This window comes from Mitsuaria sp. BK037, from assembly GCF_014193045.1.
Classification (GTDB): domain Bacteria; phylum Pseudomonadota; class Gammaproteobacteria; order Burkholderiales; family Burkholderiaceae_C; genus Roseateles.
Genome location: NZ_JACHYS010000003.1, coordinates 410,602 through 433,923 on the forward strand (window position 1 = coordinate 410,602; position 23,322 = coordinate 433,923).

A 23,322-nucleotide genomic window follows, 5' to 3' on the forward strand; every position below is an offset into this window, starting at 1 on the left:
ATGTCCACCGATCAGCCCAGCCGTATCCAGTCCGAAGTGCGCCGCCGCCGCACTTTCGCCATCATTTCGCACCCTGACGCGGGCAAGACCACGCTGACGGAAAAGCTGCTGCTGTTCTCCGGCGCGATCCAGATCGCGGGCTCGGTGAAAGCGCGCAAGGCCTCGCGCCACGCGACCTCCGACTGGATGGAGATCGAAAAGCAGCGCGGCATCTCGGTGGCCTCGTCGGTGATGCAGATGGAATACCGCGACTGCGTCATCAACCTGCTGGACACCCCGGGCCACCAGGACTTCTCGGAAGACACCTACCGCGTGCTGACCGCCGTCGACGCGGCGCTGATGGTCATCGACGCGGCCAACGGCGTGGAGCCGCAGACCCGCCGCCTGCTGCAGGTCTGCCGCGCGCGCAACACGCCGATCCTCACCTTCGTCAACAAGCTCGACCGCGAGGTCCAGGAGCCGCTGGCGCTGATGGACGAGATCGAGCGCGAACTGGGCATGACGGTGGTCCCCTTCACCTGGCCGGTCGGCATGGGCAAGCATTTCCACGGCGTGATGGACCTGCGTCAGCAGCGCATGCGCGTGTTCTCGCCCGGCGAGGACCGCGCCGCCGGCACCGAGGAAGTGCTGGAGGGCCTGGACAACCCGGCCTATGTCGAGCGCTTCGGCATGCAGTACGAGAACGCGCAGGGCGAGATCGAGCTGGTCAACGAGGCGGCCCCCGCCTTCGACGAGGACGCCTTCCTCACCGGCCGGCAGACGCCGATGTTCTTCGGCTCCGCGGTGAACAACTTCGGCGTGCAGGAAGTGCTGGACGCGCTGGTCGAGCTGGCGCCCGCGCCGGCCGAGCGCGCCGCGATGCAGCGCGTGGTGCAGCCCGAGGAGCCCAAGTTCACCGGCGTGGTCTTCAAGATCCAGGCCAACATGGACCCGGCGCACCGCGACCGGATCGCGTTCCTGCGCGTGGCCTCGGGCCACTTCGAGCGCGGCATGCGGCTCAAGGTCGTGCGCTCGGGCAAGGAGCTGCGGCCCAACACGGTGGTGAGCTTCCTGTCGCAGCGCCGCGAGCTGCTGGACGAGGCCTTCGCCGGCGACATCATCGGCATCCCCAACCACGGCGTGCTGCAACTGGGCGACACCATCACCGAGGGCGAGGCGCTGCAGTACACCGGCCTGCCCTTCTTCGCGCCGGAGATGTTCCGCTCGGTCGAGGTGGCGGACCCGCTCAAGACCAAGCAACTGCGCGAGGGCCTGCGCCAGCTCGGCGAGGAAGGCGCGATCCAGGTCTTCCGCCCCGAGGCCGGCAGCGTACTGCTGCTGGGCGCGGTCGGCCAGCTGCAGTTCGAAGTCGTCGCGCACCGCCTGGAGCACGAGTACGGCGTCAAGGCCCGCATCACGCCGGCGCGCTACAACGTCGCGCGCTGGGTGACCTGCGACGAGGCCGACGGCGGCGAGAAGGAGCTGCGCCGCTTCATCGACCACAACGCCCACCGCGTGGCCTGGGACGCGGTCAACGCGCCGACGGTGCTGCTCGAGTACGCCGGCGAGCTGCGCGCGATGCAGGAGAACTGGCCCAAGATCAAGTTCCACGCGCTGCGCGAGCACGCGGGCCTGGTCTTCCAGAAGCAGATGGACGCCTGAGACGGCGCGGGGCGGGCCGGGGGCCGGCGCTGCGGCGCCCCGGCGACCGGTGGCTCAGTACGCCAGCTGCCAGCCCACCAGCCACAGGCCGGTGTTGATGCCGGAGAAGCGCTCGTAGCCCGCGGTCAGCGCGACGTGGCGGCCGAACTCCAGCGCGGCACCGACGCCGGCGGTCACGGTGGTCTTGTCGCTCGGGTTCACGCCGTCGTCGCGGGACATCTTGGTGCGGCCGATGCCGACGCGACCGGTCAGGCTGAACATCCGCGCCAGCGGATAGCGGCCCACGGCCGCGATGCCGACATGCGAGTCCGGATATTCGAAGTCGCGGCGCGGGCCGAAGATCTTGAACTCCAGGCTGCGGGAATACAGCTCGACGCTGTAGTTGGCATTGAAGCGATAACCCAGCCCATAACCGATCGACAGCTGGCTGCCGTCGCGCTTGTAGGACTCGTGGCTGCCATCGACACCGCCCGCGGCGATCGAGGCGTAAACGAGCGGCTCGCCCAATTCGGCGGCAGGGGCGGCCATGGTCGAGGTGGCGGAGGTGGCCCCGGTGGCCATCAGGGCGGCCATCGCGGCGACCCGAAGCGTCTTCATGTGGTGTTCTCCCTGGGAAATGTGGCGCGGCGCCGATCCTGGCGACTTCGCGGCGGCGCGCAGGATAGCCGTCGCCGCGCCGACGGGCGCGCGCCTGCACGCCGTTCCCCTCTTCGGAGGGAAAGGGCTTCCCCGGGCTTGATGCCGTGACCTTGTTGACGTTTCACCGGGCGCCCCGTTGGCGCCGTGTCATCACCGCTTCCTACACTGCGCCGATGCCGAACGTGATCGAGCCCCTGCAGGAGCGCCGTCTGAGCTGCCTCCTGCTGGCGGCGGGCCTGATCGCGGGCGCGATGCCGACGGCGATCGCCGCGCAGGTGCCGGCCAGCGCGGTCCAGGACGCGCCGCGCGAGCTGGTCGCCTTCACCGAGAACCTGCCGCCGCTGAACTACGCCGAAGCGGGCGAGGCGAGCGGCTTCAGCACCGAGCTGCTGCGTCTGATGAGCGCCGAGGCCGGTGTGCGGTTGCGCATCGAGGTGCTGCCCTGGCAGCGCTCGGTGCAGGAAGCGGCGCGGCGCGCCGACAGCGTGCTGTTCTCGCTGGTGCGCACGCCAGAGCGCGAACACCAATACCGCTGGGTCGGCCCGATCAGTCCGCGCCGGATCCTCGTGTACCGGCTGCGCCACCGCACGGACGTGCGCCCGGCCAGCCTCAAGCAGCTCAACGGGCTGCGGCTGGGGGTGTCGCGGGACTCGGCCGCCGCCCGTCAGCTGCTGGCGGACGGCCTGCGGCCGGAGCAGGAGCTGGAACTGGGCCTGGACGACGCCACCAACCTGCGCAAGCTGCTCGCCGGCCGCATGGACCTGATCGTCATGCTGGACTGGGCCGCGGCCTGGCACCTGCGCGAGTTGAAGCTGCCGTACTCGACGCTGACGCCGGTGCTGTCGATGGACGTGGACAAGGCCTACTGGTTCGGCCTGCCCGCCGACAGCGACCCGGCGGTCGCGCGGCGGCTGCAGGTCGCGCTGGACCGCCTCAGGCGGGATGGGCGCTACGAGCGCCTGCGGCAGCAGTATTTCGATTGAGGGCGACAACGGGCGGCCCGCCCGCCGTCGCCCTGCCCCTCAAGGCTTGATGCTGTAGTTCACCGGCACCCAGCGATAGCCCTTGCCGTCGGCGGCCACGTGGCCGATGCCGGGGAAGGACACATGCGCGATCGCCACCCAGTAGCCCTGCTTCGCCGCATCGGCGTAGGCCAGCTTGCGCTGCGGCATCGCCGCCTTCGAATCGGTGTCGAAGGCGATCGTCACCGACGGGTCCGGGAACTGCACCGCGGCGACGTGCATCAGATCGCCCCACACCGCCAGCTTCTGGCCCTGGCTCTCGACCATGTAGACCGTGTGGCCCGGCGTGTGGCCGTAGGCCGCGTGCGTGCGCACGCCCGGCACCAGCTCGGTCTCGCCGCTGAACGGCTTGAGCCGGCCCGCGTCCTTGTAGGGCTTGAGCGCCGCGATCGCGGCGGCGAAGAAGTCCTTGTGCCCGGCCGGCGCCTTGGCGGCGTTGTCCAGGTTCAGCCAGTAGTCGGCGTCGTGCTGGTCCATCCGCACCACCGCGTTCGGGAACAGCGCCTGGCCGTCCTTGCTCAGCCCGGCCGCATGGTCGGGATGCAGGTGGGTGATGTAGACCTCGTCGACCTGCTCGGGCTGGTAGCCCGCCGCCTTCAGGTTGGCGAGCAGCTTGCCGGTGGTCGGACCGAAGGCGCCATTGGCGCCGGTGTCGATCAGCACCAGCTTGGTGCCGGTGTTGATCAGGTAGCCATTGATCGAGGTCTCCACCGGCGGCTTCAGGAACTGCTTGCCCAGCGCCTTCACCACGCTGCCGGGCTTGGCCTTGTCCATCAGCTGGTCCACCGGCAGATCGACGGTGCCGTCGCTGAGAGCGGTGACTTCGAAATCGCCCAGCATCAGGCGGTAGTAGCCCGGCGCCTGGGTCTTCACCTGCGGGGCCGCCGCCTGCACGCCCGCCGCGGCCAGCGCGAGCGCGAGACCGAGGGCGGCGAACTTTCCGGAACGGGTCATGAGGAACCTCCTGTGCTTGTCATGTCGTGTCGCGAGGCGCGTCCGGCGCGCCTCGGGGATGTCCTGCGTTCGAGCAGGCGCGCAGCATAGCCACGCGGCCCGCGGCGCGCGCTCCCCGATCGGAAGAAGCACCGCTCTCCCGCAGGAGATTCTGGTGACACGCGTTCGCTGTGCCGCTGTTGTGGCACGTCCTGGCCCCCGGTCGTCAGCCTCGTGAAAGACGCCTGTTGCGTGATCCGAACCTGCCGGGCACGCCCTTGACGAAGGCCCCCGGGTTAGCCCTTGCGCAATGCTGCGTAAAGGGTTTTACGCTGTCGAGGGCGCCCGCCGGGGCCCTAAATTCCTGGCTCCACTACAGAGGCTCCGCACACCGGCGCCCACCTTGCGCCGATGAGCACCCTCATCCTGGAGACACGCAAACTGACCAAGGAGTTCAAGGGCTTCACCGCCGTGGACTCCGTCGACCTGCAAGTGCAGCGCGGTCACATCCATGCGTTGATCGGCCCCAATGGCGCCGGCAAGACCACCTGCTTCAACCTGCTCACGAAGTTCCTGACGCCGACCCGCGGCCAGATCCTCTTCAACGGCCACGACATCACCGGCGAGAAGCCCGCCCAGATCGCCCGCCGCGGCGTGATCCGCTCCTTCCAGATCTCGGCCGTGTTCCCCCACCTGACGGTGCTGGAGAACGTGCGCATCGGGCTGCAGCGCTTCACCGGCACGAGCTATCACTTCTGGAAGGGCCTGGGCGGCCTGCGCCAGCTGGACGGCCGCGCGCTGGAGCTGCTGGAGCTCGTCGACCTGCGCGACATGGCCGCGCTGCGCGCCGCCGACCTGCCCTACGGCCGCAAGCGGGCGCTGGAGATCGCCACGACGATGGCGATGGAGCCGGAGCTGATGCTGCTCGACGAGCCGACCCAGGGCATGGGCCACGAGGACGTGGACCGCGTCACCGCGTTGATCAAGCGCGTCGCCGAAGGACGGACCGTGCTGATGGTGGAACACAACATGAAGGTGATCAGCAGCATCGCCGACCGCATCACCGTGCTGGCGCGCGGCGCCGTGCTGGCCGAGGGCGACTACGCCACCGTTTCCCGCCATCCGAAGGTGCTCGAGGCCTACATGGGCTCCGAGGTCGCCGAGCTGCAGGGAGCGCATTGATGGCGTACGCGCTCGAGATCAAGGGCCTGCAGGCCTGGTACGGCGAAAGCCACATCCTGCACGGCATCGACCTGGCCGTGCCGCAGGGCCAGGTGTTGACCCTGCTGGGCCGCAACGGCGCCGGCCGCACGACGACGCTGCGCGCCATCATGGGCCTGACCGACCGCCGCAGCGGCTCGATCAAGGTCCACGGCCAGGAAACCGTGCAGCTGCCCACGCACCGCATCGCGCGGCTGGGCCTGGGCTACTGCCCGGAGGAGCGAGGCATCTTCGCTTCGCTCAGCACCGAGGAGAACCTGCGGCTGCCGCCGACGCTCAAGGGCGGGCGCGGCAAGGTGATGTCGGAGGACGAGATCTACGCGATGTTCCCCAACCTCGCCGAGCGCCGGCACAGCCAGGGCACGCGGCTCTCGGGCGGCGAGCAGCAGATGCTGGCCGTGGCCCGCATCCTGCGCACCGGGGCCGACATCCTGCTGCTGGACGAGATCTCCGAGGGCCTGGCCCCGGTCATCGTCCAGGCGCTGGCCCGCATGATCACCGCGCTCAAGGCGCAGGGCTTCACCATCGTGATGGTGGAGCAGAACTTCCGCTTCGCCGCGCCGCTGGCGGACCACTTCGTCGTGATGGAGCACGGCCAGGTGGTCGAGTCCTTCGCCGCCGCGCAGCTCGAGAGCAAGCGCGCGCTGCTCGACGAGCTGCTGAGCGTGTGAATCCCCGTGCGGTCACCGCGTGACCGCCCCCGTTGATTTCGAGCTTCGAGTCTGAAACCCGCGTGGCCCGACGAGGCCGTTAGAAAAGGAGACAAGCGATGAAGACGACCCTCAAGACCCTTGCCCTGGCCTCGGTGCTGGCCTGCGGCAGCTTCGGCGCGCAGGCGCAGATTTCCGGCGACGTGGTCAGGATCGGCATCATCACCGACATGTCCAGCGTCTACGCGGACATCGACGGCGCCGGCGGCGTGGAGGCGATCCGCCTCGCGATCGCGGATGCCAAGGGCATGGCCGCCGGCAAGAAGATCGAGCTGGTCTTCGCCGACCACCAGAACAAGGCCGACGTGGCCGCGTCCAAGGCGCGCGAGTGGTTCGACACGCAAGGCCTGGACCTGCTGATCGGCGGCACCAACTCCGGCACCAGCCTGGCGATGGCCAAGGTGGCGGCGGAGAAGAAGAAGCCCTTCATCTCGATCGGCGCCGGCACCTCGCGCCTGACCAACGAGGAATGCACGCCTTACACCATCCACTACGCCTACGACACGGTGGCCCTGGCCAACGGCACGGGCGCGGCGGTGACCAAGGCCGGCGGCAAGAGCTGGTACTTCCTGACGGCGGACTACGCCTTCGGCACCTCGCTGCAGGCCGACACCTCGGCGGTGGTGACCAAGTCCGGCGGCCAGGTGCTGGGCGCGGTGAAGCACCCGCTGAACGCGAGCGACTTCTCCTCCTTCCTGCTGCAGGCGCAGAGCTCCAAGGCCCAGATCCTGGGCCTGGCCAACGCGGGTGGCGACACCATCAACGCGGTCAAGGCGGCCAACGAGTTCGGCATCACCAAGACGATGAAGCTGGCCGGCCTGCTGATGTTCATCAACGACGTGCATTCGCTGGGCCTGAAGACCACCGAGGGCATGTACCTGACCGACAGCTGGTACTGGAACCAGAGCCCCGAGGCACGCGCCTGGGCGCGCCGCTTCTTCGAGAAGATGAAGCGCATGCCCTCGTCGCTGCAGGCGGCGGACTACTCGGCGGTGGCGCACTACCTGAAGGCGGTGGAGGCCATCAAGACCGACGACGGCGACAAGGTGGTGGCCCAGATGAAGGCCACGCCGATCAACGACTTCTACACCAAGGGCACGATCCGCAAGGAAGACGGCCGCGGCGTGCACGACATGTTCCTGCTGCAGGTGAAGTCGGCCAAGGAGTCCACCGAGCCCTGGGACTACTTCAAGGTCGTGACCCGCATCCCGGGCGACGACGCCTTCACCAAGCTGGCCGACTCCAAGTGCCCGCTGGTCAAGAAGTGAGCTGAACCGGCGCTGGCGCGTCGCGCGGCCTGGCTGCGCGCGTGCCGGTCCGCCGCGATGTCCAAGACGATGACGATGAGCGACGACGCATGACCGACTTCTTTGGTGTCCCCCTGCCCGCGCTGCTGGGCCAGCTGCTGCTGGGGCTGGTGAACGGCTCGTTCTACGCGATGCTGTCGCTGGGGCTGGCCGTCATCTTCGGCATGCTGAACATCATCAACTTCGCCCATGGCGCGCTCTACATGATGGGCGCGTTCCTGGCGTGGATGGGGCTGGAGTACTTCGGCATCAACTACTGGGCGATGCTGCTGATCGCGCCGCTGATCGTGGGCGCCTTCGGCCTGGTCATCGAGCGGCTGCTGCTGCAGTGGCTCTACAAGCTGGACCACCTCTACGGCCTGCTGCTGACCTTCGGGCTGACGCTGGTGATCGAGGGCGTCTTCCGCTCCTTCTTCGGCGTGGGCGGGCAGCCCTACTCGGCGCCCGAGGCGCTGCAGGGCGCCACCAACCTGGGCTTCATGATCCTGCCGAACTACCGGGCCTGGGTGGTGGTCGCCTCGCTGGTGGTGTGCCTGGGCGTGTGGGTGCTGATCGAGAAGACCTCGCTGGGCGCGACGCTGCGCGCCGGCACCGAGAACCCGAAGCTGGTGCAGGCCTTCGGCGTCAACGTGCCGCGGCTGGTGACGCTGACCTACGCCGGCGGCGTGGCGCTGGCGGGCTTCGCGGGCGTGCTCGCGGCGCCGATCCTGCAGGTGAATTCGCTGATGGGCTCCAACCTGATCATCGTCGTCTTCGCGGTGGTGGTGATCGGGGGCATGGGCTCCATCCTGGGCTCGATCCTGACCGGCCTGGGGCTGGGCGTGATCGAGGGCCTGACCAAGGTCTTCTATCCGGAAGCCTCCAACACCGTGGTGTTCGTCATCATGGCCCTGGTGCTGCTGGTGCGTCCCGCCGGCCTGTTCGGCAAAGAGAAATGAACAAGAAACCGCTGGGCTACGCCGCCCTGTTCGTCGCCATCGCGCTGCTGCCCTTCCTGGGCGTGTATCCGATCTTCGCGATGAAGGTGATGTGCTATGCGCTCTTCGCATGCGCCTTCAACCTGCTGATCGGCTTCACCGGGCTGCTGAGCTTCGGCCATGCCGCCTTCCTGGGCGCGGCGGCCTACGCCGCCGGGCATGCGCTGAAGGTGTGGGGCTTCCCGCCGCTGCTGGGGATCGCCTTCGGCACGCTGATGGCGGCGCTGGCGGGACTGGTGTTCGGGCTGCTGGCGATCCGGCGCTCGGGCATCTACTTCTCGATGATCACGCTGGCGCTGGCGCAGATGCTGTTCTTCTACTTCCTGCAGGCGCCGTTCACCGGCGGCGAGGACGGCCTGCAGTCGGTGCCGCGCGGCAGCGTCCTGGGCATCAACCTGGAGAACGACACCGCGCTGTACTACCTGGTGCTCGCGATCTTCGTGTTCGGGTTCTGGCTGATCTACCGGACGGTGCACTCGCCGTTCGGGCAGGTGCTGACCTCGATCCGCGAGAACGAGGCGCGGGCGACCTCGCTGGGTTACGACGCGGCGCGCTTCAAGCTGATGGCCTTCGTGCTGTCGGCGGGGCTGGCGGGGCTGGCGGGCGCGACCAAGACACTGGTGCTGGGTTTCGCGACGCTGACCGACGCGATCTGGACGACCTCGGGCCTGGTGATCCTGATGACGCTGGTGGGCGGCATGGGGACGATGGTGGGGCCGATCGTCGGCGCGCTGGTGATCATCGCGCTGGAGAACAAGATCGGCGACCTGGGCCAGTGGCTGGCCGGCGTGACCGGGGTCCAGTGGTTCACTGGCCTGGGCGAATCGGTGAGCCTGGTGACCGGGCTGATCTTCATCCTGTGCGTGCTGGCCTTCCGTCGCGGGCTGGTGGGCGAGGCGGGGGCGCTGGTGGAGCGGTTCCGCAGGCCGGGGAATGCTCGTTAAATCGAGCGTTATCGAGATAAGGCTCGATTTGACGAGCATGAAAGTTCATCAGCTCTCCGCCCTGCCAGTCCATCTGCAATCCGAGTGCGCTCAACTGAGCGATCTCCTGGCGCGGCTGCGGGTAGCGCGCCAGATCAAGCAGGCGGATGCCGCAATTCGCGCCGGTCTATCGCGCAACACGGCTTACCGCATCGAACGGGGCGAGCCGGGGCTGGCAATGGGCCAGTTGTTGCGCTATCTGGATGCGATAGCGCCAGGGATGACGTTGGTCGAGCTTCTGACCGAGAGCGATCCCGCCCTCTTGCAACAGCAACGCGAGGATCAGCGCCGCCGAGTTCGTAGCCTCACGCAGGCGGAACTCGAGGAGCTGAACTTCTAAGGACCTCCATAGCCTGGCACGCTAAAGCGCCGAGCTTCGCCGCAAGCTGCCATGAGCACTACGCGCAACGCGTGCGGCCCGCAGCGCGACAATCCCGCCATGACTCCCGCCGCCCCCTCCCCCGCCGCGCCGTCGCGTCTGTCGCTCTACCTGAACCTGATCCGCTGGGATCGGCCGGCCGGCACCTACCTGCTGCTGTGGCCGACGCTCTCCGCGCTGTGGATGGCCGCCGACGGCTGGCCGGGCTGGCACCTGCTGCTGGTCTTCACGATCGGCACCTTCCTGATGCGCAGCGCCGGCTGCGCCGTCAACGACGTCGCCGACCGCGACTTCGACAAGCACGTCAAGCGCACCGCCCAGCGACCCGTCACCGCCGGGCTGGTCTCGGTGAAGGAAGCCCTGGTGCTCGGCGCGGTGCTGTCGCTGGTCGCCTTCGCGCTGGTGCTGACGACCAACCCGCCCACCATCCTGCTGTCCTTCGCCGCGCTCGCGGTGACCATCCTCTATCCGTTCACCAAGCGCTGGGTCTCGATGCCGCAGGCCGTGCTGGGCGTCGCGTTCTCCTTCGGCATCCCGATGGCCTTCTCCGCGGCGCTGGGCGGGCGCGAGTGGAGCCTGCAGGCGATCGCCGCCTCGGTGCCGTTGTCGGCCTGGGGACTGCTCGCCGCCAACCTGTTCTGGGTGCTGGCCTACGACACCGAATACGCGATGGTCGACCGCGACGACGACATCCGCATCGGCATCAAGACCTCCGCGCTGACGCTGGGCCGCTTCGACGTCATCGGGGTGATGGCCTTCTATGTCGTCTTCCTCGCGCTGTGGGCGGCGCTGGGCCTGCGCCTGGGCATGGGCCACTGGTTCCTGGCGGGCCTCGCCGCCGCAGCGGCGCAGGTGGTCTGGCACTACACGCTGATCAAGGACCGCGGCCGCGACGGCTGCTTCAAGGCCTTCCGCGAGAACCACTGGGTCGGCTTCGCGATCTTCGCGGGCACGGTGCTGGACCTGGCGCTGCGCTGAGCGCCGCGGTCGCGATCCCATGACAAACGGGCGCCTCGTGCGCCCGTTCCCACGTCCGGCCCGGCGCGCGGCTCAGGACAGCAGCTGGACGATCAGGTCCGGATGCAGCGGCCAGCCGCCCAGCCCGGCCAGGCCCATCAGCACGCCGAACACCGTCGGCACCATGGCCACCGCGAAGAGCGCCCACATCTGCGTCAGCGCGGTGATCGCCAGCAGCGCGATCGCGATGGCCAGCAACGCATCGGACAGGTCGAACTGGTCGTCGCGGAAGTTGAGCGCGTCGTAGCGCTGCTGGTCGGCCTCGGCCTGCTTGCGCAGTTCGTCCTTCTTGGCCGACTGCTCGGCCGCCAGCGTCTCGTAGTGCGCGATCGCCTGCCGGTAGCCGTCGGCGGCCGACTCCGGCGCGCCGAGCGCCTGCAGCTTCAGCTGCGTCAGCGCCGCCTTGGCGATCTCCTCGCGGGCGTTGCGGGCCTGGTAGAAGGCCCAGTGGTCGATCTTGTCGGCCTGCGCCTGCTGCATGTTCTGGTTGATGTTGTCGTCCTTGACCTTGCAGATGCCCATGAAGGTCGCCAGCAGCGCGACGGTCACCGCCACGACGGCATTGAGCCGCGACGGGCGCGCGGCGGCCTCGGGCCGGTCCACGGCCTGGCGGGCGTTCTCGATCAGTTCTTCGGGGTCGATGTCCATCGGCGCGGCATCCAGGAAAACGGAGCGGCCGCAGCATACCGAGCGAACCTGAGCGGGACCTGTACGGATCGCCGCGCCAGGCGGCCTACAGGCGATCCACCCGGGCCAGCGCCGCGACCAGGTCGGACTGCGTCAGGATCCCGACCAGCCGCGCCTCGTCGCCGACGATGGGGATGTGGTGGTGCCCAGTCGCCGCGAACAGCGGCACCAGGTCCGCCAGTGGGCGGTCCGCGCTGGCCACGCGCACCTGCCGGCTCATGATCTGGCCCACGACCTCCGCCTTGTCGCTGTGCGTCGAGGGCGTCGGACGGATCAGCTGTCGCAGCCGGGTCGCCCAGTCCGCGTGCAGGTCGAGCGAGGCGCCGCGCAGGAAGTCCGCCAGCGTCACGATGCCGACCACGCGCCGCGCGCGGTCCACCACCGGCAGCGCCTTGATGTGGTGTTCCCGCAGCAGCGACCAGGCCTCCTGCAGCGGCGTGCCCCATTCCACCGTCTTCACCTCGCGCGACATCACGTCGGCGCAGCGCAGCGTCGTTATCCGCCGCCGCGCGGCCAGCAGGCCGGCCTCGTCGACGATGGCCTGCAGGTCGTCGCGGGGAATGTCCAGCACCTGGTTGTAATGGGCCAGCACGGTCTCCAGGTCGGCGCCGCTGAAGGCGGTCGCCTCGCCGGCCGGACCGCCGCGGGCCGGCGCCGCGGCGGGCGCGGCCACCTGCGGGTGGGGATAGCGCCGGCCGGTGACGCCGTTGTAGAGCATGCCCGCCGCGACCAGCAGCGCCGAGTTCGGCAGCACCGTGTCGAGCGCGACGTGCCAGTCGTGCGCGCCCGACAGCACCATCAGCAGCGCCGCCGCGCCGCCGGGCGGATGCAGGCAGCGCAGCAGGAACATCAGCCCGATGGCGCCGCCGACGGCGATCGCGGCGGCCAGTTCCGGCACGCCGCCGAACAGATGCACGCAGGCGATGCCCACCAGCGCCGACGCGGTGTTCCCGACCACCACCGCCCACGGCTGCGCGAGCGGGCTGGCGGGCACGCCGAAGACCAGCACCGCGCTCGCGCCGAGCGGCGCGACCAGCCGCGGCACGCCCGGCGCATGGCGCGCTAGCAGCTCCATCAGCACGGCCGTCACCAGCACGCCGGCGATCGCGCCGGCCACCACGCGCAGGCGCTCGCCGGCATCGACGCGCATCGGCGCGGGCCGCAGCGCCTGCAGCCAGCGCCGGAACGCGCCGACCAGGCGCGCCCCGAGCGTCATCGGCCCGGCATCGGCAGGGGAAGTCGGATCAGGCATCGGCGTCTCCGGTGGGCGTCGCGCGCGGCTCGGCGGCGTTCAGCGCCGAGGCCGCGACTTGCGCCGCAGCGGCCCGGGGTCGCGCAGCGCGACGTCGGGCACGAACATCTCCATCACCCGCAGCTGCTGCCCGTGCCGGGTGAAGACGGAATTGCGCGACCACTGCATCCGCGCGGGCGCCTCGGTGCCGGTCGCGGCCAGCCATTGGCGCTGCATCTGCCGGTGGGTCGCGCCATGGCGGGTCACGCGGCGCGGCTGCAGCTCGCTGCGATGGATGCGGGGATCGTCGTAGAGCAGATGGCCCAGGGGCCGGCTGCCCAGTCCCTTGAGCGCCTTCCAGGGCCCCGCCAGCGAATGGCCATGCACCGCCGAGCGCGCCCACACCAGCGGCTGGCCGTCGACATGCAGCAGCACCTCGCGCACCACGGTCAGGCCGCGACGCGGCAAACCGAGCGCGGCGCGCTCCTGCGGCCGCAGCGGCGCCACCGTCTGGCGCAGCACCAGCACCTCGTAGCGGCGGCCGGTCGCGGCCAGGCGCTTGCTCAGCGAGCCCGGCGCGCGCAGCCACGCGCGCAGGCCCCAGCGATCGGCGATCCCCATCGGTCGGAACGGAACTCTGGATCAGGACATCGGCGGACGTCGGCGCGGCGCGTGAAGCACGGGGCGTCAGCCGCGCCCGAACTCGTCGCCCAGCTCGCCCGCGCGCCGATGCGCGGCCTTCACCGCGCGCTCGATCGCATCACCGACGCCGTCCGCCTGCAGGCTGGTGATCGCCGCATGCGTGGTGCCGCCCTTGGAGGTCACCTTCTCGCGCAGCGCGGTCGGCGATTCCCCCGACTGCAGGGCCAGCGCGGCAGCGCCGCCGCAGGTCGCCAGCGCGAGCTCGCGGGCCTTGGCCTCGTCCAGGCCCAGCGCCCGGGCGGCGGCGACCATGTGCTCGACGAGGAAGAAGAAGTAGGCCGGGCCCGAGCCCGACAGCGCGGTGACGGTGTCGAGGTCGCCCTCGGCATCGACCCACAGCGTGCGACCGGTCGCCTGCAGCAGTTGCTCGACCAGCGCGCGATCGTCCGCGGTCACGGCGGCGCTCGCATGCAGTCCGGTGATGCCCTGCCCGATCAGCGCCGGCGTGTTGGGCATGCCGCGGACGACGCGCGCGGCGCCCGTGGCGCGGGCGATCGCGTCGGCGCGCAGGCCGGCCATCACCGACAGCTGCAGCGCGCCGCCCACATGCGGCGCCACCGGCTCGGCGGCTTCCTGGAACAGCTGCGGCTTGACCGCCCAGACCACCGCGCGGGCGCGCGACAGCGCGGCATCGGCGGTCGCCATCGGACGCAGGCCGAAGTCCGCGGCCAGGCGCTCGCGCTGCGCCTCGAAGGGCTCGACCACCAGCAGGTCCTCGGCCGGATGCCCGGCGCGGCGCAGGCCGCCAATGATGGCGCTGGCCATGTTGCCGCCACCGATGAATGCGATGCAGGAACTCATGGGCCGGCAGTGTAGCCGCGGGCCCTCGGGCGGGAGGACGGTCAGCGCCCGCGCAGCATCGACGCGCAGAGCTGGCCCAGCGTCGCGATGGCGCGACGTTGCGCCTCGTCCATCGGATTGCCGGCGTTGATGCGGATGAAGTTGTCGAAGCGGTCCGAGTTCGAATACATCAGCCCCGGGCCCAGCCGCACGCCCTTCTCCAGCGCCGCGTCGAAAAGCGCCAGCGACGACAGCCCCTCGGGCAATTCCACCCACAGGCTGGGGCCGCCCGGCGGCATGGACAGGCGCGTGCCGGTCGGCAGCTCGTCGGACAGCGCCGCGGCCATCTGCTCGCGCTGCGTGGCGAGCTTCGCGCGCAGGGCCCGCAGGTGGCGGTCGATCTGGCCGCCGGCCAGGAACTCCGCGAGGATCGCCTGCCCCAGCATCTCGTTGGGCCGGCTCTGCGCGTACTTGAGGATCTCCACCCGCGGCTGCCAGCGCCCGGCGGCGATCCAGCCCACGCGCATGCCCGGCGCCAGCGTCTTGTGCAGCGAGGAGCAGAAGATCACCCGCCCGGTCGTGTCCCAGGACTTGATCGCGCGCTGCGGCGTGTCGCACAGCAGCGCGTAGGTGTCGTCCTCGATCAGTGCCAGGTCACGGGCCTCGCAGCGCGCCAGCAAGGCCTGCTTGGCCGTGTCGGGCATCACCGCGCCGAGCGGGTTCTGCAGGTTGGGCACCACCACCACCGCCTTCAGCCGCGGCTCCTGCGCGGCGGCGGCCTCGAGGGCCTCGACCGACAGGCCCGTGTGCGGGCTGGTCGGAATCTCGAGCGCGCGCAGGCCCAGGCTTTCGAGCAGCTGCAGCAGGCCGTAGTAGGTGGGCGATTCGACGGCGACCGCATCGCCAGGCGTCGTCACCGCGCGCAGCGCGACGCTCAGCGCCTCGGTGCAGCCATGGGTGATGACCAGCTGCGAGGGGTCGAGCTGGATCTGCGCGTTGAGCGCCAGGCGCGACAACGCCTGGCGCAGACCGAGCAGCCCCTGCGGATCGGGCTGCGTGCCAAGGATCTCCGGACGGCGGCGCAGCAGGCGCTGGCCGTGCAGCGCCAGCGCGCGGGTCGGGTACAGCGAGGGATGCGCGCAGGCGCCGGACAGATTGACCTCGGGCTTGGCCGCGATGCCGCGGGTGAGGATGTCCGAGATCCGCTCATGCACGCCGACGAAACGCGCCGGGTCCGCCTGCGTCTGGCGCGGTTCGGCCGCGCGGGCCAGGCGCGTGGGCCGTGGCGGGCGGACGAAGTAGCCGGCGCGCTGCCGGGCCTGCAGCAGGCCCTGGCTCTCCAGCAGCCGATAGGCCTGCAGCGCGGTGCTGAGGCTCACCCGGTGCAGCCCCATCAGCGTGCGCACCGACGGCATCCGGCTGCCCGGCGGCATCGTGCCGGCGGTGATGGCCTGGCGGTAATGCGCGGCGACCTGGGCGTAGAGGGGGTCGGTGGCGTCCATGGCGGCGATTCTGCGCCCGGCGGTCCGCGCGACACCGGAACAGCGGGCGGGCAGTGGATACGGAACAGCAAGCGCGCGAGCGCTGTTGCGCAGAACAAATCGGTCGGCTGTACCTGTCGCGACGCGGCGGCGATCGGAACACTGGTCCCCATCATCCTCATGGCGCCCGGACCCGCGACCGGTCGGGCGATGACCTCATGTTCCTCACCCATGTCCTGAGATGGCTGCCCGCGCCGTGGTCCGGGCAGCACGTGCCGACCCGTCTGGCGAAGGCGATGGCGCCGAGGCAAGCGTCGACCGCCGACGATCACGCGCTGGCGGCCGGTCAGTCGACGCTGCTGCGGCTGGCCCGCGGCACGGTGTTGCACCTGCGCGGCGGCGAGATCAGCGTCGAGGACGCGCCCGCGCTGTGGGCCGACCACTGCTGGCCGCAACCGATGCGCCTGCGCGCAGGGGAGACCTGGATCGTGCCGCGCACCGGTTGGTGGCGGATCGACGGCCGTCCCTCCCGGGACGGCGTCGGCCGGTTCAGCCTTCGGCGCTGAGCGCCGGGCGCCAGGCACGCGGCGCTGGGGGCGCTGAAGCGCAGAGGCTCAGTGCACGCCTGCCAGCAGCGCGGCGTTGCCGCCGGCGGCCGCGGTGTTGATCGTCAGCGTCTGCTCGGCGACCAGGCGGTAGAGCTGGCGCGCATCCGCCAGTTCCATCATCGGCACGACCGGCAGGATCGCGCCGTCGCGGCCGGCGAGCTCGCGCTGCGCCGCCAGCTGCAGGCCCGCGGGCGCGATCACGCCGGCCAGCTTCGCCGCGCGCAGCACCGCGCCGAGCTGGTCGGCCGGCAGCAACTGCATCGCCGCCGCCGCCACGCCCCCGCGCATCAGCGCGGTGCGCAGGTCCTGCGCCGTGTCGCCGCCGCCCACCACCGCCACCGCGTTGCCCGCCACCAGCGCCGCGCCCAGCGCGCGCGCCAGTTCCTCGGTCGACGCCCCCTGCGCCAGCACCGCGATCACGCCGCGGCCGTGCAGGCGCAGCTCGTTGCTCTCGCCAGTCGGGCCGGGCAGCTTCACATCCACCAGCGCACGACGCGCGGCCGCGCCCAGCGTGCGCCAGGCTCCGGCCACCACCGGCGGCTGGCCGGCGCTGGCGCGTTCCAGCGCGGTGGCGCGCTCGTCCAGCGCGCGTTCGGCCCAGCTCTCGTGCGCCGCGAACAGCGGCCCGAGGTCCGCGCCGGCGACCGTCGTCACCAACGCCGGGGCCGCCGCTTCGGTCGCCTCGACCTTGGGCTGCGCCGCGAAACGCAGCAGGTAGTGCGGGCCGCCCGCCTTCGGGCCGGTGCCCGACATGCCCTCGCCGCCGAACGGCTGCACGCCGACCACCGCGCCGATGATGTTGCGGTTCACATAGACATTGCCGATGCGCGCCTGCGACGCCAGGCGCAGCGCGCGGCTGTCGATGCGGGTCTGGATGCCCAGCGTCAGGCCGTAGCCCAGCGCGTTGATCTCGCGCACGACGCCGTCCACGTCGCCGCTCCAGCGCACGACATGCAGCACCGGGCCGAAGATCTCCTGCTTCAGCGAGGCGATCGTCGGCAGCTCGACCGCCACCGGCGGCAGCAGGCGCGGGCAGGCATCGGCCGGCACCGCCTCGGCGATCAGCGTCGCCTCGCGCTTGAGGCGCTGGACTTCCCGGGAGACGCCCTGGAAGGCCTCGTCGTCGATCAGCGGACCGACGTCGGTGGCCAGATCGGCGCTGTCGCCGACGCGCAGTTCCTTGACCGCGCCGCGCAGCATCTCGATGACGCCATCGGCCACCGCCTCGTGCACCGCCAGCAGGCGCAGCGCCGAGCAGCGCTGGCCGGCGCTGCGGAAGGCCGATTGCACGACGGCGTCGATGACCTGCTCGGGCAGCGCGGTCGAGTCCACGATCATCGCGTTCAACCCGCCGGTCTCGGCGATCAGCGGCAGCGCCGCGGCGCCGGGCTTGGCCGCCAGCTGGCGGTTGATGATCTGCGCCACCTGCGTCGAGCCGGTGAAGCACACGCCCGCCGTCTGCGGCGCGGCCACCAGGCGCGCACCGACGGTCTCGCCACGGCCATGCACCAGTTGCACCGCGTCCTCGGGGACGCCGGCGGCATGCAGCAGCTTCACGCATTCGGCCGCGACCGCGGGCGTCTGCTCGGCCGGCTTGGCGGCGACGGCATTGCCGGCGGCCAGTGCCGCCACCACCTGGCCGGCGAAGATCGCCAGCGGGAAGTTCCACGGCGAGATGCAGACGAACACGCCGCGGCCGTTCAGCGCGACGCCATCGGCGGCCAGGCGCTCCGCTTCATCGGCGTAGTAGCGCAGGAAGTCGATGGCCTCGCGGACTTCGCTGATCGCGTCGCCGAAGCTCTTGTAGGCCTCCTTCACCAGCAGCGCGCAGTACTGCGGCAGCTGCGCCTGCAGCGCGTCGGCGGCGCGGCGCAGCACCGCGGCGCGCCCGGCCACCGGCGTCGCGTTCCAGCCGGCGAAGCCGCCCTGCAGGCGCGCCATCACCGTGTCCACTTCATCGGGCGAGGCTTCCGTCAGCGTCGGCACGTTGCAGGCGGCCAGCGCGTCCAGCAGCGGCTGGCGCTGCGCCGGCACCGCCAGGTCCAGGCCCGCGGAGTTGTCGCGGCCGCGGCCCGCCGCGTCGCGGTACAGCGCCACCGGCAGCGGCAGCGCCGCGGCCTCCTGGATCTGCGTCATCGGCGAGGCCAGCAGCTCCTCCGGCGCCACCGTCGGATCGGCCAGCTGGTGGACGAAGGAGGAGTTGGCGCCGTTCTCCAGCAGGCGGCGCACCAGGTAGGCCAGCAGGTCGCGGTGCTCGCCGACCGGCGCGTAGACGCGGCAGGGGATGCTGCCGTCCTTCAGCACCTCGCGGTAGATGCCCTCGCCCATGCCGTGCAGGCGCTGCATCTCGAACTTGGCGCCCAGTGCGCGGGCCATCTGCAGGATGGCGGCGATGGTGCCGGCGTTGTGGCTCGCGAACTGCGGGTAGATGACGTCGTGGTGCTGCAGCAGCGCCTGCGCGCAGGCCAGGTAGGACACGTCCGTGTGCGGCTTGTGCGTGTAGACCGGGTAGCAGGGCAGGCCCTGCTCCTGGGCGCGCTTGATCTCGCCGTCCCAGTAGGCGCCCTTCACCAGTCTCACCATGAAGCGCAGCCCATGCCGGCGGGCGATCGCGGCGACGACCTCCACCACGTCGCGGGCACGCGTCTGGTAGGCCTGGACCGCCAGGCCGAAGCCGCGCCACTGCGGGAAGTGGGTGGCGATGCGCGCCGCCAGCGCGTCCAGCAGCTCCAGCGACAGCTCCAGCCGGTCGACCTCCTCGGCGTCGATCGTCAGGTTGATGTTGGCTTGCGCCGCCTTCTCGACCAGCTGCCACACGCGCGGCAGCAGCTCGGCGTAGACGCGCTCGCGCTGCAGCACCTCGTAGCGCGAGAACAGCGCCGACAGCTTGATCGAGATGCCGTCGCTGCCCTCCGGCGACTCGGCCTTGCGACCGGCGGCGATGGCGGCGATCGCATTCAGGTAGGAGGCCTGGTAGCGCTCGGCATCGCGCTCGGTGCGGGCGCCCTCGCCCAGCATGTCGTAGGAGAAGCGCAGCTGCGCCTGCGCCTTGCGCGCGGCGTCGGCCTCCTTCATCGCCTCCTGGATGTTGCGGCCGAGCACGAACTGGCGGCCCAGCAACTGGATCGCCCGCACCGTCGCGGCCACCACCGTCTGCGCGCCCAGGCGCTTCATCAGGCCGCCATCGGACTCGGCGTCCGGCAGGAACTTCTTGGACAGCGAGATCGCGCTCGCCGCCAGGCCGGCCAGCATCTTGTGCGGGCCGTCCGAGCCGCCTTCGAAGTCGGCGCGGCCGAGCTGGTCGGCGGTCAGCGCGATGGCGGTCTCCGCGTCGGGCACGCGCAGCAGCGCCTCGGCCAGGCGCATCAGGGCCAGGCCCTCGGCGCTGGTGATGGGGTACTCGCGCAGCAGCGACTCCATCGCCCAGAACGGCGCCGGGTTCGCGCGCACCTGCTGCACCCAGGGGCGCGCCTGGTCGACCACCGCCGGCCAGTGCAGCGTCTGCAGCGGCGCGGCCAGCGCGCGCACCAGCGGCAGCTCCTCGCGGTAGGGGTCCGGCAGGCGGGAGGTCTCGGGCGGCAGGGCGAAGGCGGTCATGGGATCCTCGAATGTTCGTGCGAGGGGCGCTCCCCTAGCGAATATCGTGAGTGTAAAAAGGAGGGCTCCGAATTAATCTCCAATGTTTAGGCCATCCACCGCACGGAATCCAGCATGAGCGACCTCCAGGACCTGGACAAGATCGACCGGCGCATCCTCGCGCTGCTGCAGCAGGACGGGCGCATCAGCAACCTGAAGCTGGCGGAGGAGGTGCAGATGTCCGCGACGGCGGTGCTGGAGCGGGTGCGGCGGCTGACGCGCGAGGGCTTCATCCTCGGCTACGAGGCGCGCCTGAATCCGGCCAAGCTGGGCGCGCAGATGCTGGTGTTCATCGAGATCCTGCTGGACCGCACCGTCCACGACGTCATGGACAACTTCCGCGCCGCGGTGCAGGCGCGGCCGGAGATCCTGGAATGCCACCTGGTGGCGGGCGGCTTCGACTACCTGCTCAAGACGCGGGTGTCGGACATGGCGGCCTACCGCGAGTTCATCGGCGCCGTCATCTGGACGCTGCCGGGCGTGCGCGAGACGCGGACCTACGCGGTGATGGAAGAGGTGAAGCACACGACAGCGCTACCGCTGTGACTTGCACACACCGCCGACGCCGGCAAGTGATTTCAAGGGGGAGATGTCCTCCCCCGCCAGCCCCTCCATCTGCGGGCTGACGGTCGCGGGCCGAGAGGATCACCATGGAGTGCCCCTTCCCCGTGATCCCGGAGTTCCAGCGATGAAGTACCGGTCCTCCCTCCCACAGCTCCCGCCCGCGGCGTCCAGGCCGATGGCGACCGGCGGCGGGTCCGACAGCCTGTATCCCAGCCATTACGGCGAGAGCCGTTTCAGCCATGGCGAGAGCCAGTACGCGGACAGCGGCAGCAGCTTCGGCGACTCCGAGTTCGGCTTCGAACCCCCGCCCAAGCGCACCGTCGCCGGTCCGGTCGAGAGCTGGCATGACTCGAGCTACGTCCTCAGGCGCGGCCTGGAAGTGCGCGAGATCAGCGCCCGCGAATGGCGGCTCTGGGTCAGCGAGCCGGCCCCGCCGACCGCGCCCCGGCGCCGCGTGAACGGCGACGGCGACGCCTGATCAGGCCAGCTGCAGCCGCTTGGCCGGCGCGCGGCGCAGCGGCTCGGGCGGCGGCGTGAGCACGAAGTCCTCGGCCGGCATCGGGCGGCCGTAGTACCAGCCCTGGGCCCAGTCGCAGCCTTCGCGGCGCAGCCACTCGGCCTGCTCGAGCGTCTCCACGCCCTCGGCCAGCACGTCCAGGTTGAGGCTGCGCGCCAGCACGATCACCGTGCGCGCGATCGCGGCGACGTTGGCGTCGCTGCTGAGTTCGTGGACGAAGCTGCGGTCGATCTTCAGCGTGCTGACCGGCATGCGCTTCAGGTAGGCCAGCGAGGAATAACCGGTGCCGAAATCGTCGATGGCCACGCGCACGCCGCGCTTGGAGATGCGGGTCAGCAGGCTGATGGCCTGCTCGGCATCCTCCAGCAGCAGGCTCTCGGTGACCTCCAGCTCCAGCGCGCTGGGCGGGCAGCCGGTCTCGCCGAGGATGAAGTCCAGCGTCTCGATGAAATCGGGCTGACGCAGCTGGCGGGCGGACACGTTGACCGCGACCTGCTGCGGCTTGCCCTCCTGGCCCTGCCAGCGCGCCACCTGCGCGCAGGCCTGCTCCAGCACCCAGCGCCCGATCGGGATGATCAGGCCGGTCTCCTCGGCCAGCGGGATAAAGTCCGCCGGCGAGATCGGCCCGCGCGTCGGATGCCGCCAGCGCAGCAGCGCCTCGGCGCCGATCAGCTGGCCGTCGCTCAGGCGCACCTGCGGCTGGTATTCGAGGCGGAACTGCGCGGCCTCGTTGGCCTGGCGCAGCGCGTGGGTCAGCTCGAAGCGCTGCTGCACCGCCTGGGTCAGCTCCGGCCGGTAGGCCTGGACCGAGCCGCGCGCATGCAGCTTGGCGCGCACCATGGCGACCTCGGCATTGCGCAGCAGCTCGTCGACCTGCGTGCCGTCGGCCGGGAACAGCGCCAGGCCGATGCTGGCGCCGACATTGAAGCGGTGGTTGTCGATGATGACCGGCTCGTCCATCGCCTGGATCAGGCGGTCGCCCAGGCGCATCGCGGTTTCCTCGTCGACCAGGCCGGACAGCACCACGACGAATTCATCCGCGCCCACCCGCGCCACCGAGTCGCTCAGCCGCGTGACATTGGCGAAACGCGCCGCGGCCGTCAGCAGCACCTGGTCGCCGGCGGCATGGCCGGCGATGTCGTTGACGTCGCGGAAGCCGTCCAGGTCGATGTAGAGCACCGCCACGCAGGTGTGCTCGCGCTGCGCGTTGCCGATCTGGCGCGAGATGCGGTCGCGCAGCAGCGCCGCGTTGGGCAGGCCGGTCAGGCTGTCGTGCAGCGACTGGTGCAGCAGTTCGGCCTCGGTCTGCTTGATGCGGGAGATGTCGGTCAGCACGCTCAGGTACTGCACCTGGTCGGGATCGCCCGACGGCGCCGGCACCTTCACGAAGGTGGCCCACATCGGGATCGATTCGCCGTTCTTGTGGCGCTCGGTGACCTCGCCGCTCCACTTGCCGCGGGACTCGATGTCGGCCCAGAGCGCGCGCAGCTTCTCGGGGTCCTGCTCGGCCTCGCGCAACAGCAGCGGGCGCTTGCCCAGCAGCGTCTGGCGGTCGTGGCCGACCATCGCGACCAGCGCCGGATTGACGTCGACGATGCGCAGGTTGTGGTCGATGACCATGATCCCTTCGCCGCAGTGCTCGTAGACGGTGGCGGCGCGGCGGGCGGCATCGGTGGCCTGCTGCAGCTGGGTGATGTCGCGCGCGATGGCGACCTGGCCGAGGTACTGGTCGTCGTCGACCACCGGCGCGCTGAGTACGTCCAGGCAGCGGGCGCCGCCGTCGGCGCCATCGCGCCAGGTGAGCGTGCGGCCGTCGGCCTGCGTGTCGACCCAGCCCGGCGGGTTGGGCAGGTCGGCGTCGCGGCGGCCGATGATCTCCTGCTCGCTCAGGCCGACGGCGCGCTCGAAGGCCGGATTGCAGCCCTCATAGGCGCCGTTCGCGTCCTTGAAATACATCGGGTCGGGGATCGCGTTCAGCAGCGCGCTGAGGCGGGCGCGCTCGCGGCGCACGCGCTTGAGTTCCTCGCGTCGGCGTTGCAGCCGGCCGCGCTGCTGCACGAACAGGCTGACCATCACGCCCAGCGTCAGGCCGCCGATCACGCAGCCGGCGCCCAGCCAGAACACGGTCGAGCCGGAATCGATCCACGCCGGCAGGCGCGAGGCCATCCCGGTCGCCGCCGCCTGGACCGACGCAGGCGCGGACGCGCCGGCCCATGCCGTCGTGCTCAGGCACGCAGGCAGCAGCGCGGACACGGCAAGGCATCCCCAACGACGGGTCAGGCGAAGA

At 70.7% G+C, this 23,322-nt stretch carries 20 protein-coding genes and 1 pseudogene; 12 read left to right on the forward strand and 9 right to left on the reverse strand.

Annotation, left to right across the window (positions count from 1 at the left end):
- Window positions 1–1,641, forward strand: coding sequence for a peptide chain release factor 3 (locus FHT37_RS18625; protein WP_183483570.1), 1,641 nt, complete (start codon window positions 1–3; stop codon window positions 1,639–1,641).
- 54 nt (window positions 1,642–1,695) lie between these two features.
- On the opposite strand, the gene FHT37_RS18630 is transcribed toward FHT37_RS18625, so the two are convergent.
- Window positions 1,696–2,238 carry an outer membrane beta-barrel protein gene (locus tag FHT37_RS18630; protein WP_183483572.1) on the reverse strand — a complete coding sequence of 181 codons (543 nt, stop codon included), beginning with the start codon at window positions 2,236–2,238 and terminating at the stop codon, window positions 1,696–1,698.
- Between the two features lie 215 nt (window positions 2,239–2,453).
- On the opposite strand from FHT37_RS18630, the gene FHT37_RS18635 reads away from it, so the two are divergent.
- On the forward strand, window positions 2,454–3,263 hold the full coding sequence (locus FHT37_RS18635) for an ABC transporter substrate-binding protein (protein ID WP_147239977.1): 810 nt from the start codon (window positions 2,454–2,456) through the stop codon (window positions 3,261–3,263).
- Window positions 3,264–3,302: 39 nt separating this feature from the next.
- On the opposite strand, the gene FHT37_RS18640 is transcribed toward FHT37_RS18635, so the two are convergent.
- Window positions 3,303–4,256, reverse strand: a complete 954-nt coding sequence (locus tag FHT37_RS18640; protein WP_183483574.1) for an MBL fold metallo-hydrolase — start codon at window positions 4,254–4,256, stop codon at window positions 3,303–3,305.
- 390 nt (window positions 4,257–4,646) lie between these two features.
- On the opposite strand from FHT37_RS18640, the gene FHT37_RS18645 reads away from it, so the two are divergent.
- From FHT37_RS18645 to ubiA, 7 genes are all read left to right on the forward strand, one after another.
- Window positions 4,647–5,417 carry an ABC transporter ATP-binding protein gene (locus tag FHT37_RS18645; RefSeq protein ID WP_183483576.1) on the forward strand — a complete coding sequence of 257 codons (771 nt, stop codon included), beginning with the start codon at window positions 4,647–4,649 and terminating at the stop codon, window positions 5,415–5,417.
- Entirely contained in the window at window positions 5,417–6,127 is a 711-nt protein-coding gene (locus tag FHT37_RS18650) for an ABC transporter ATP-binding protein (protein WP_091729481.1), read from the forward strand. Before FHT37_RS18645 ends, FHT37_RS18650 begins: the two co-directional genes overlap by 1 nt.
- A gap of 98 nt (window positions 6,128–6,225) precedes the next feature.
- Window positions 6,226–7,434, forward strand: a complete 1,209-nt coding sequence (locus FHT37_RS18655) for an ABC transporter substrate-binding protein (protein ID WP_091729485.1) — start codon at window positions 6,226–6,228, stop codon at window positions 7,432–7,434.
- Window positions 7,435–7,523: 89 nt separating this feature from the next.
- Complete coding sequence (locus FHT37_RS18660; RefSeq protein WP_147239979.1) at window positions 7,524–8,411, forward strand: branched-chain amino acid ABC transporter permease; 888 nt, start codon at window positions 7,524–7,526, stop codon at window positions 8,409–8,411.
- A complete protein-coding gene (locus FHT37_RS18665) occupies window positions 8,408–9,394 on the forward strand; it encodes a branched-chain amino acid ABC transporter permease (protein ID WP_183483578.1) in 987 nt (328 codons plus the stop codon). Before FHT37_RS18660 ends, FHT37_RS18665 begins: the two co-directional genes overlap by 4 nt.
- A 37-nt stretch (window positions 9,395–9,431) precedes the next feature.
- A complete protein-coding gene (locus tag FHT37_RS18670) occupies window positions 9,432–9,773 on the forward strand; it encodes a helix-turn-helix domain-containing protein (protein WP_183483580.1) in 342 nt (113 codons plus the stop codon).
- A 99-nt stretch (window positions 9,774–9,872) separates the two neighbouring features.
- Window positions 9,873–10,790, forward strand: a complete 918-nt coding sequence (gene ubiA / locus FHT37_RS18675) for a 4-hydroxybenzoate octaprenyltransferase (RefSeq protein WP_183483582.1) — start codon at window positions 9,873–9,875, stop codon at window positions 10,788–10,790.
- A gap of 72 nt (window positions 10,791–10,862) precedes the next feature.
- On the opposite strand, the gene FHT37_RS18680 is transcribed toward ubiA, so the two are convergent.
- The 5 genes from FHT37_RS18680 to FHT37_RS18700 form a co-directional block, all read right to left on the reverse strand.
- A complete protein-coding gene (locus FHT37_RS18680; RefSeq protein ID WP_147239983.1) occupies window positions 10,863–11,477 on the reverse strand; it encodes a DUF4337 domain-containing protein in 615 nt (204 codons plus the stop codon).
- Window positions 11,478–11,562: 85 nt separating this feature from the next.
- Complete coding sequence (locus FHT37_RS18685; RefSeq protein ID WP_183484187.1) at window positions 11,563–12,732, reverse strand: HPP family protein; 1,170 nt, start codon at window positions 12,730–12,732, stop codon at window positions 11,563–11,565.
- 75 nt (window positions 12,733–12,807) lie between these two features.
- Window positions 12,808–13,368: a chorismate lyase gene (locus FHT37_RS18690; protein WP_091729518.1), complete on the reverse strand. Its 561-nt coding sequence runs from the start codon at window positions 13,366–13,368 to the stop codon at window positions 12,808–12,810.
- A gap of 66 nt (window positions 13,369–13,434) precedes the next feature.
- On the reverse strand, window positions 13,435–14,250 hold the full coding sequence (gene proC / locus FHT37_RS18695; RefSeq protein ID WP_183483584.1) for a pyrroline-5-carboxylate reductase: 816 nt from the start codon (window positions 14,248–14,250) through the stop codon (window positions 13,435–13,437).
- A gap of 41 nt (window positions 14,251–14,291) precedes the next feature.
- A complete protein-coding gene (locus FHT37_RS18700; RefSeq protein WP_091729525.1) occupies window positions 14,292–15,731 on the reverse strand; it encodes a PLP-dependent aminotransferase family protein in 1,440 nt (479 codons plus the stop codon).
- Between the two features lie 197 nt (window positions 15,732–15,928).
- Here FHT37_RS18700 and FHT37_RS18705 point away from each other — a divergent pair, with 197 nt between their 5' ends.
- Window positions 15,929–16,276: a hypothetical protein gene (locus tag FHT37_RS18705; RefSeq protein ID WP_183483586.1), complete on the forward strand. Its 348-nt coding sequence runs from the start codon at window positions 15,929–15,931 to the stop codon at window positions 16,274–16,276.
- A gap of 678 nt (window positions 16,277–16,954) precedes the next feature.
- Here FHT37_RS18705 and FHT37_RS18710 read toward each other — a convergent pair.
- Window positions 16,955–19,915, reverse strand: a pseudogene (locus tag FHT37_RS18710) (L-glutamate gamma-semialdehyde dehydrogenase); the annotation flags it as partial.
- A 114-nt stretch (window positions 19,916–20,029) separates the two neighbouring features.
- Here FHT37_RS18710 and FHT37_RS18715 point away from each other — a divergent pair.
- Both FHT37_RS18715 and FHT37_RS18720 read left to right on the forward strand, forming a co-directional pair.
- On the forward strand, window positions 20,030–20,500 hold the full coding sequence (locus FHT37_RS18715; RefSeq protein WP_091729536.1) for an Lrp/AsnC ligand binding domain-containing protein: 471 nt from the start codon (window positions 20,030–20,032) through the stop codon (window positions 20,498–20,500).
- Window positions 20,501–20,642: 142 nt separating this feature from the next.
- A complete protein-coding gene (locus FHT37_RS18720) occupies window positions 20,643–20,996 on the forward strand; it encodes a hypothetical protein (RefSeq protein ID WP_141225384.1) in 354 nt (117 codons plus the stop codon).
- Here the strand turns inward: FHT37_RS18720 and FHT37_RS18725 are convergent, their stop codons facing one another.
- On the reverse strand, window positions 20,997–23,288 hold the full coding sequence (locus tag FHT37_RS18725) for an EAL domain-containing protein (protein ID WP_183483590.1): 2,292 nt from the start codon (window positions 23,286–23,288) through the stop codon (window positions 20,997–20,999).
- Window positions 23,289–23,322: the final 34 nt, after the last annotated feature.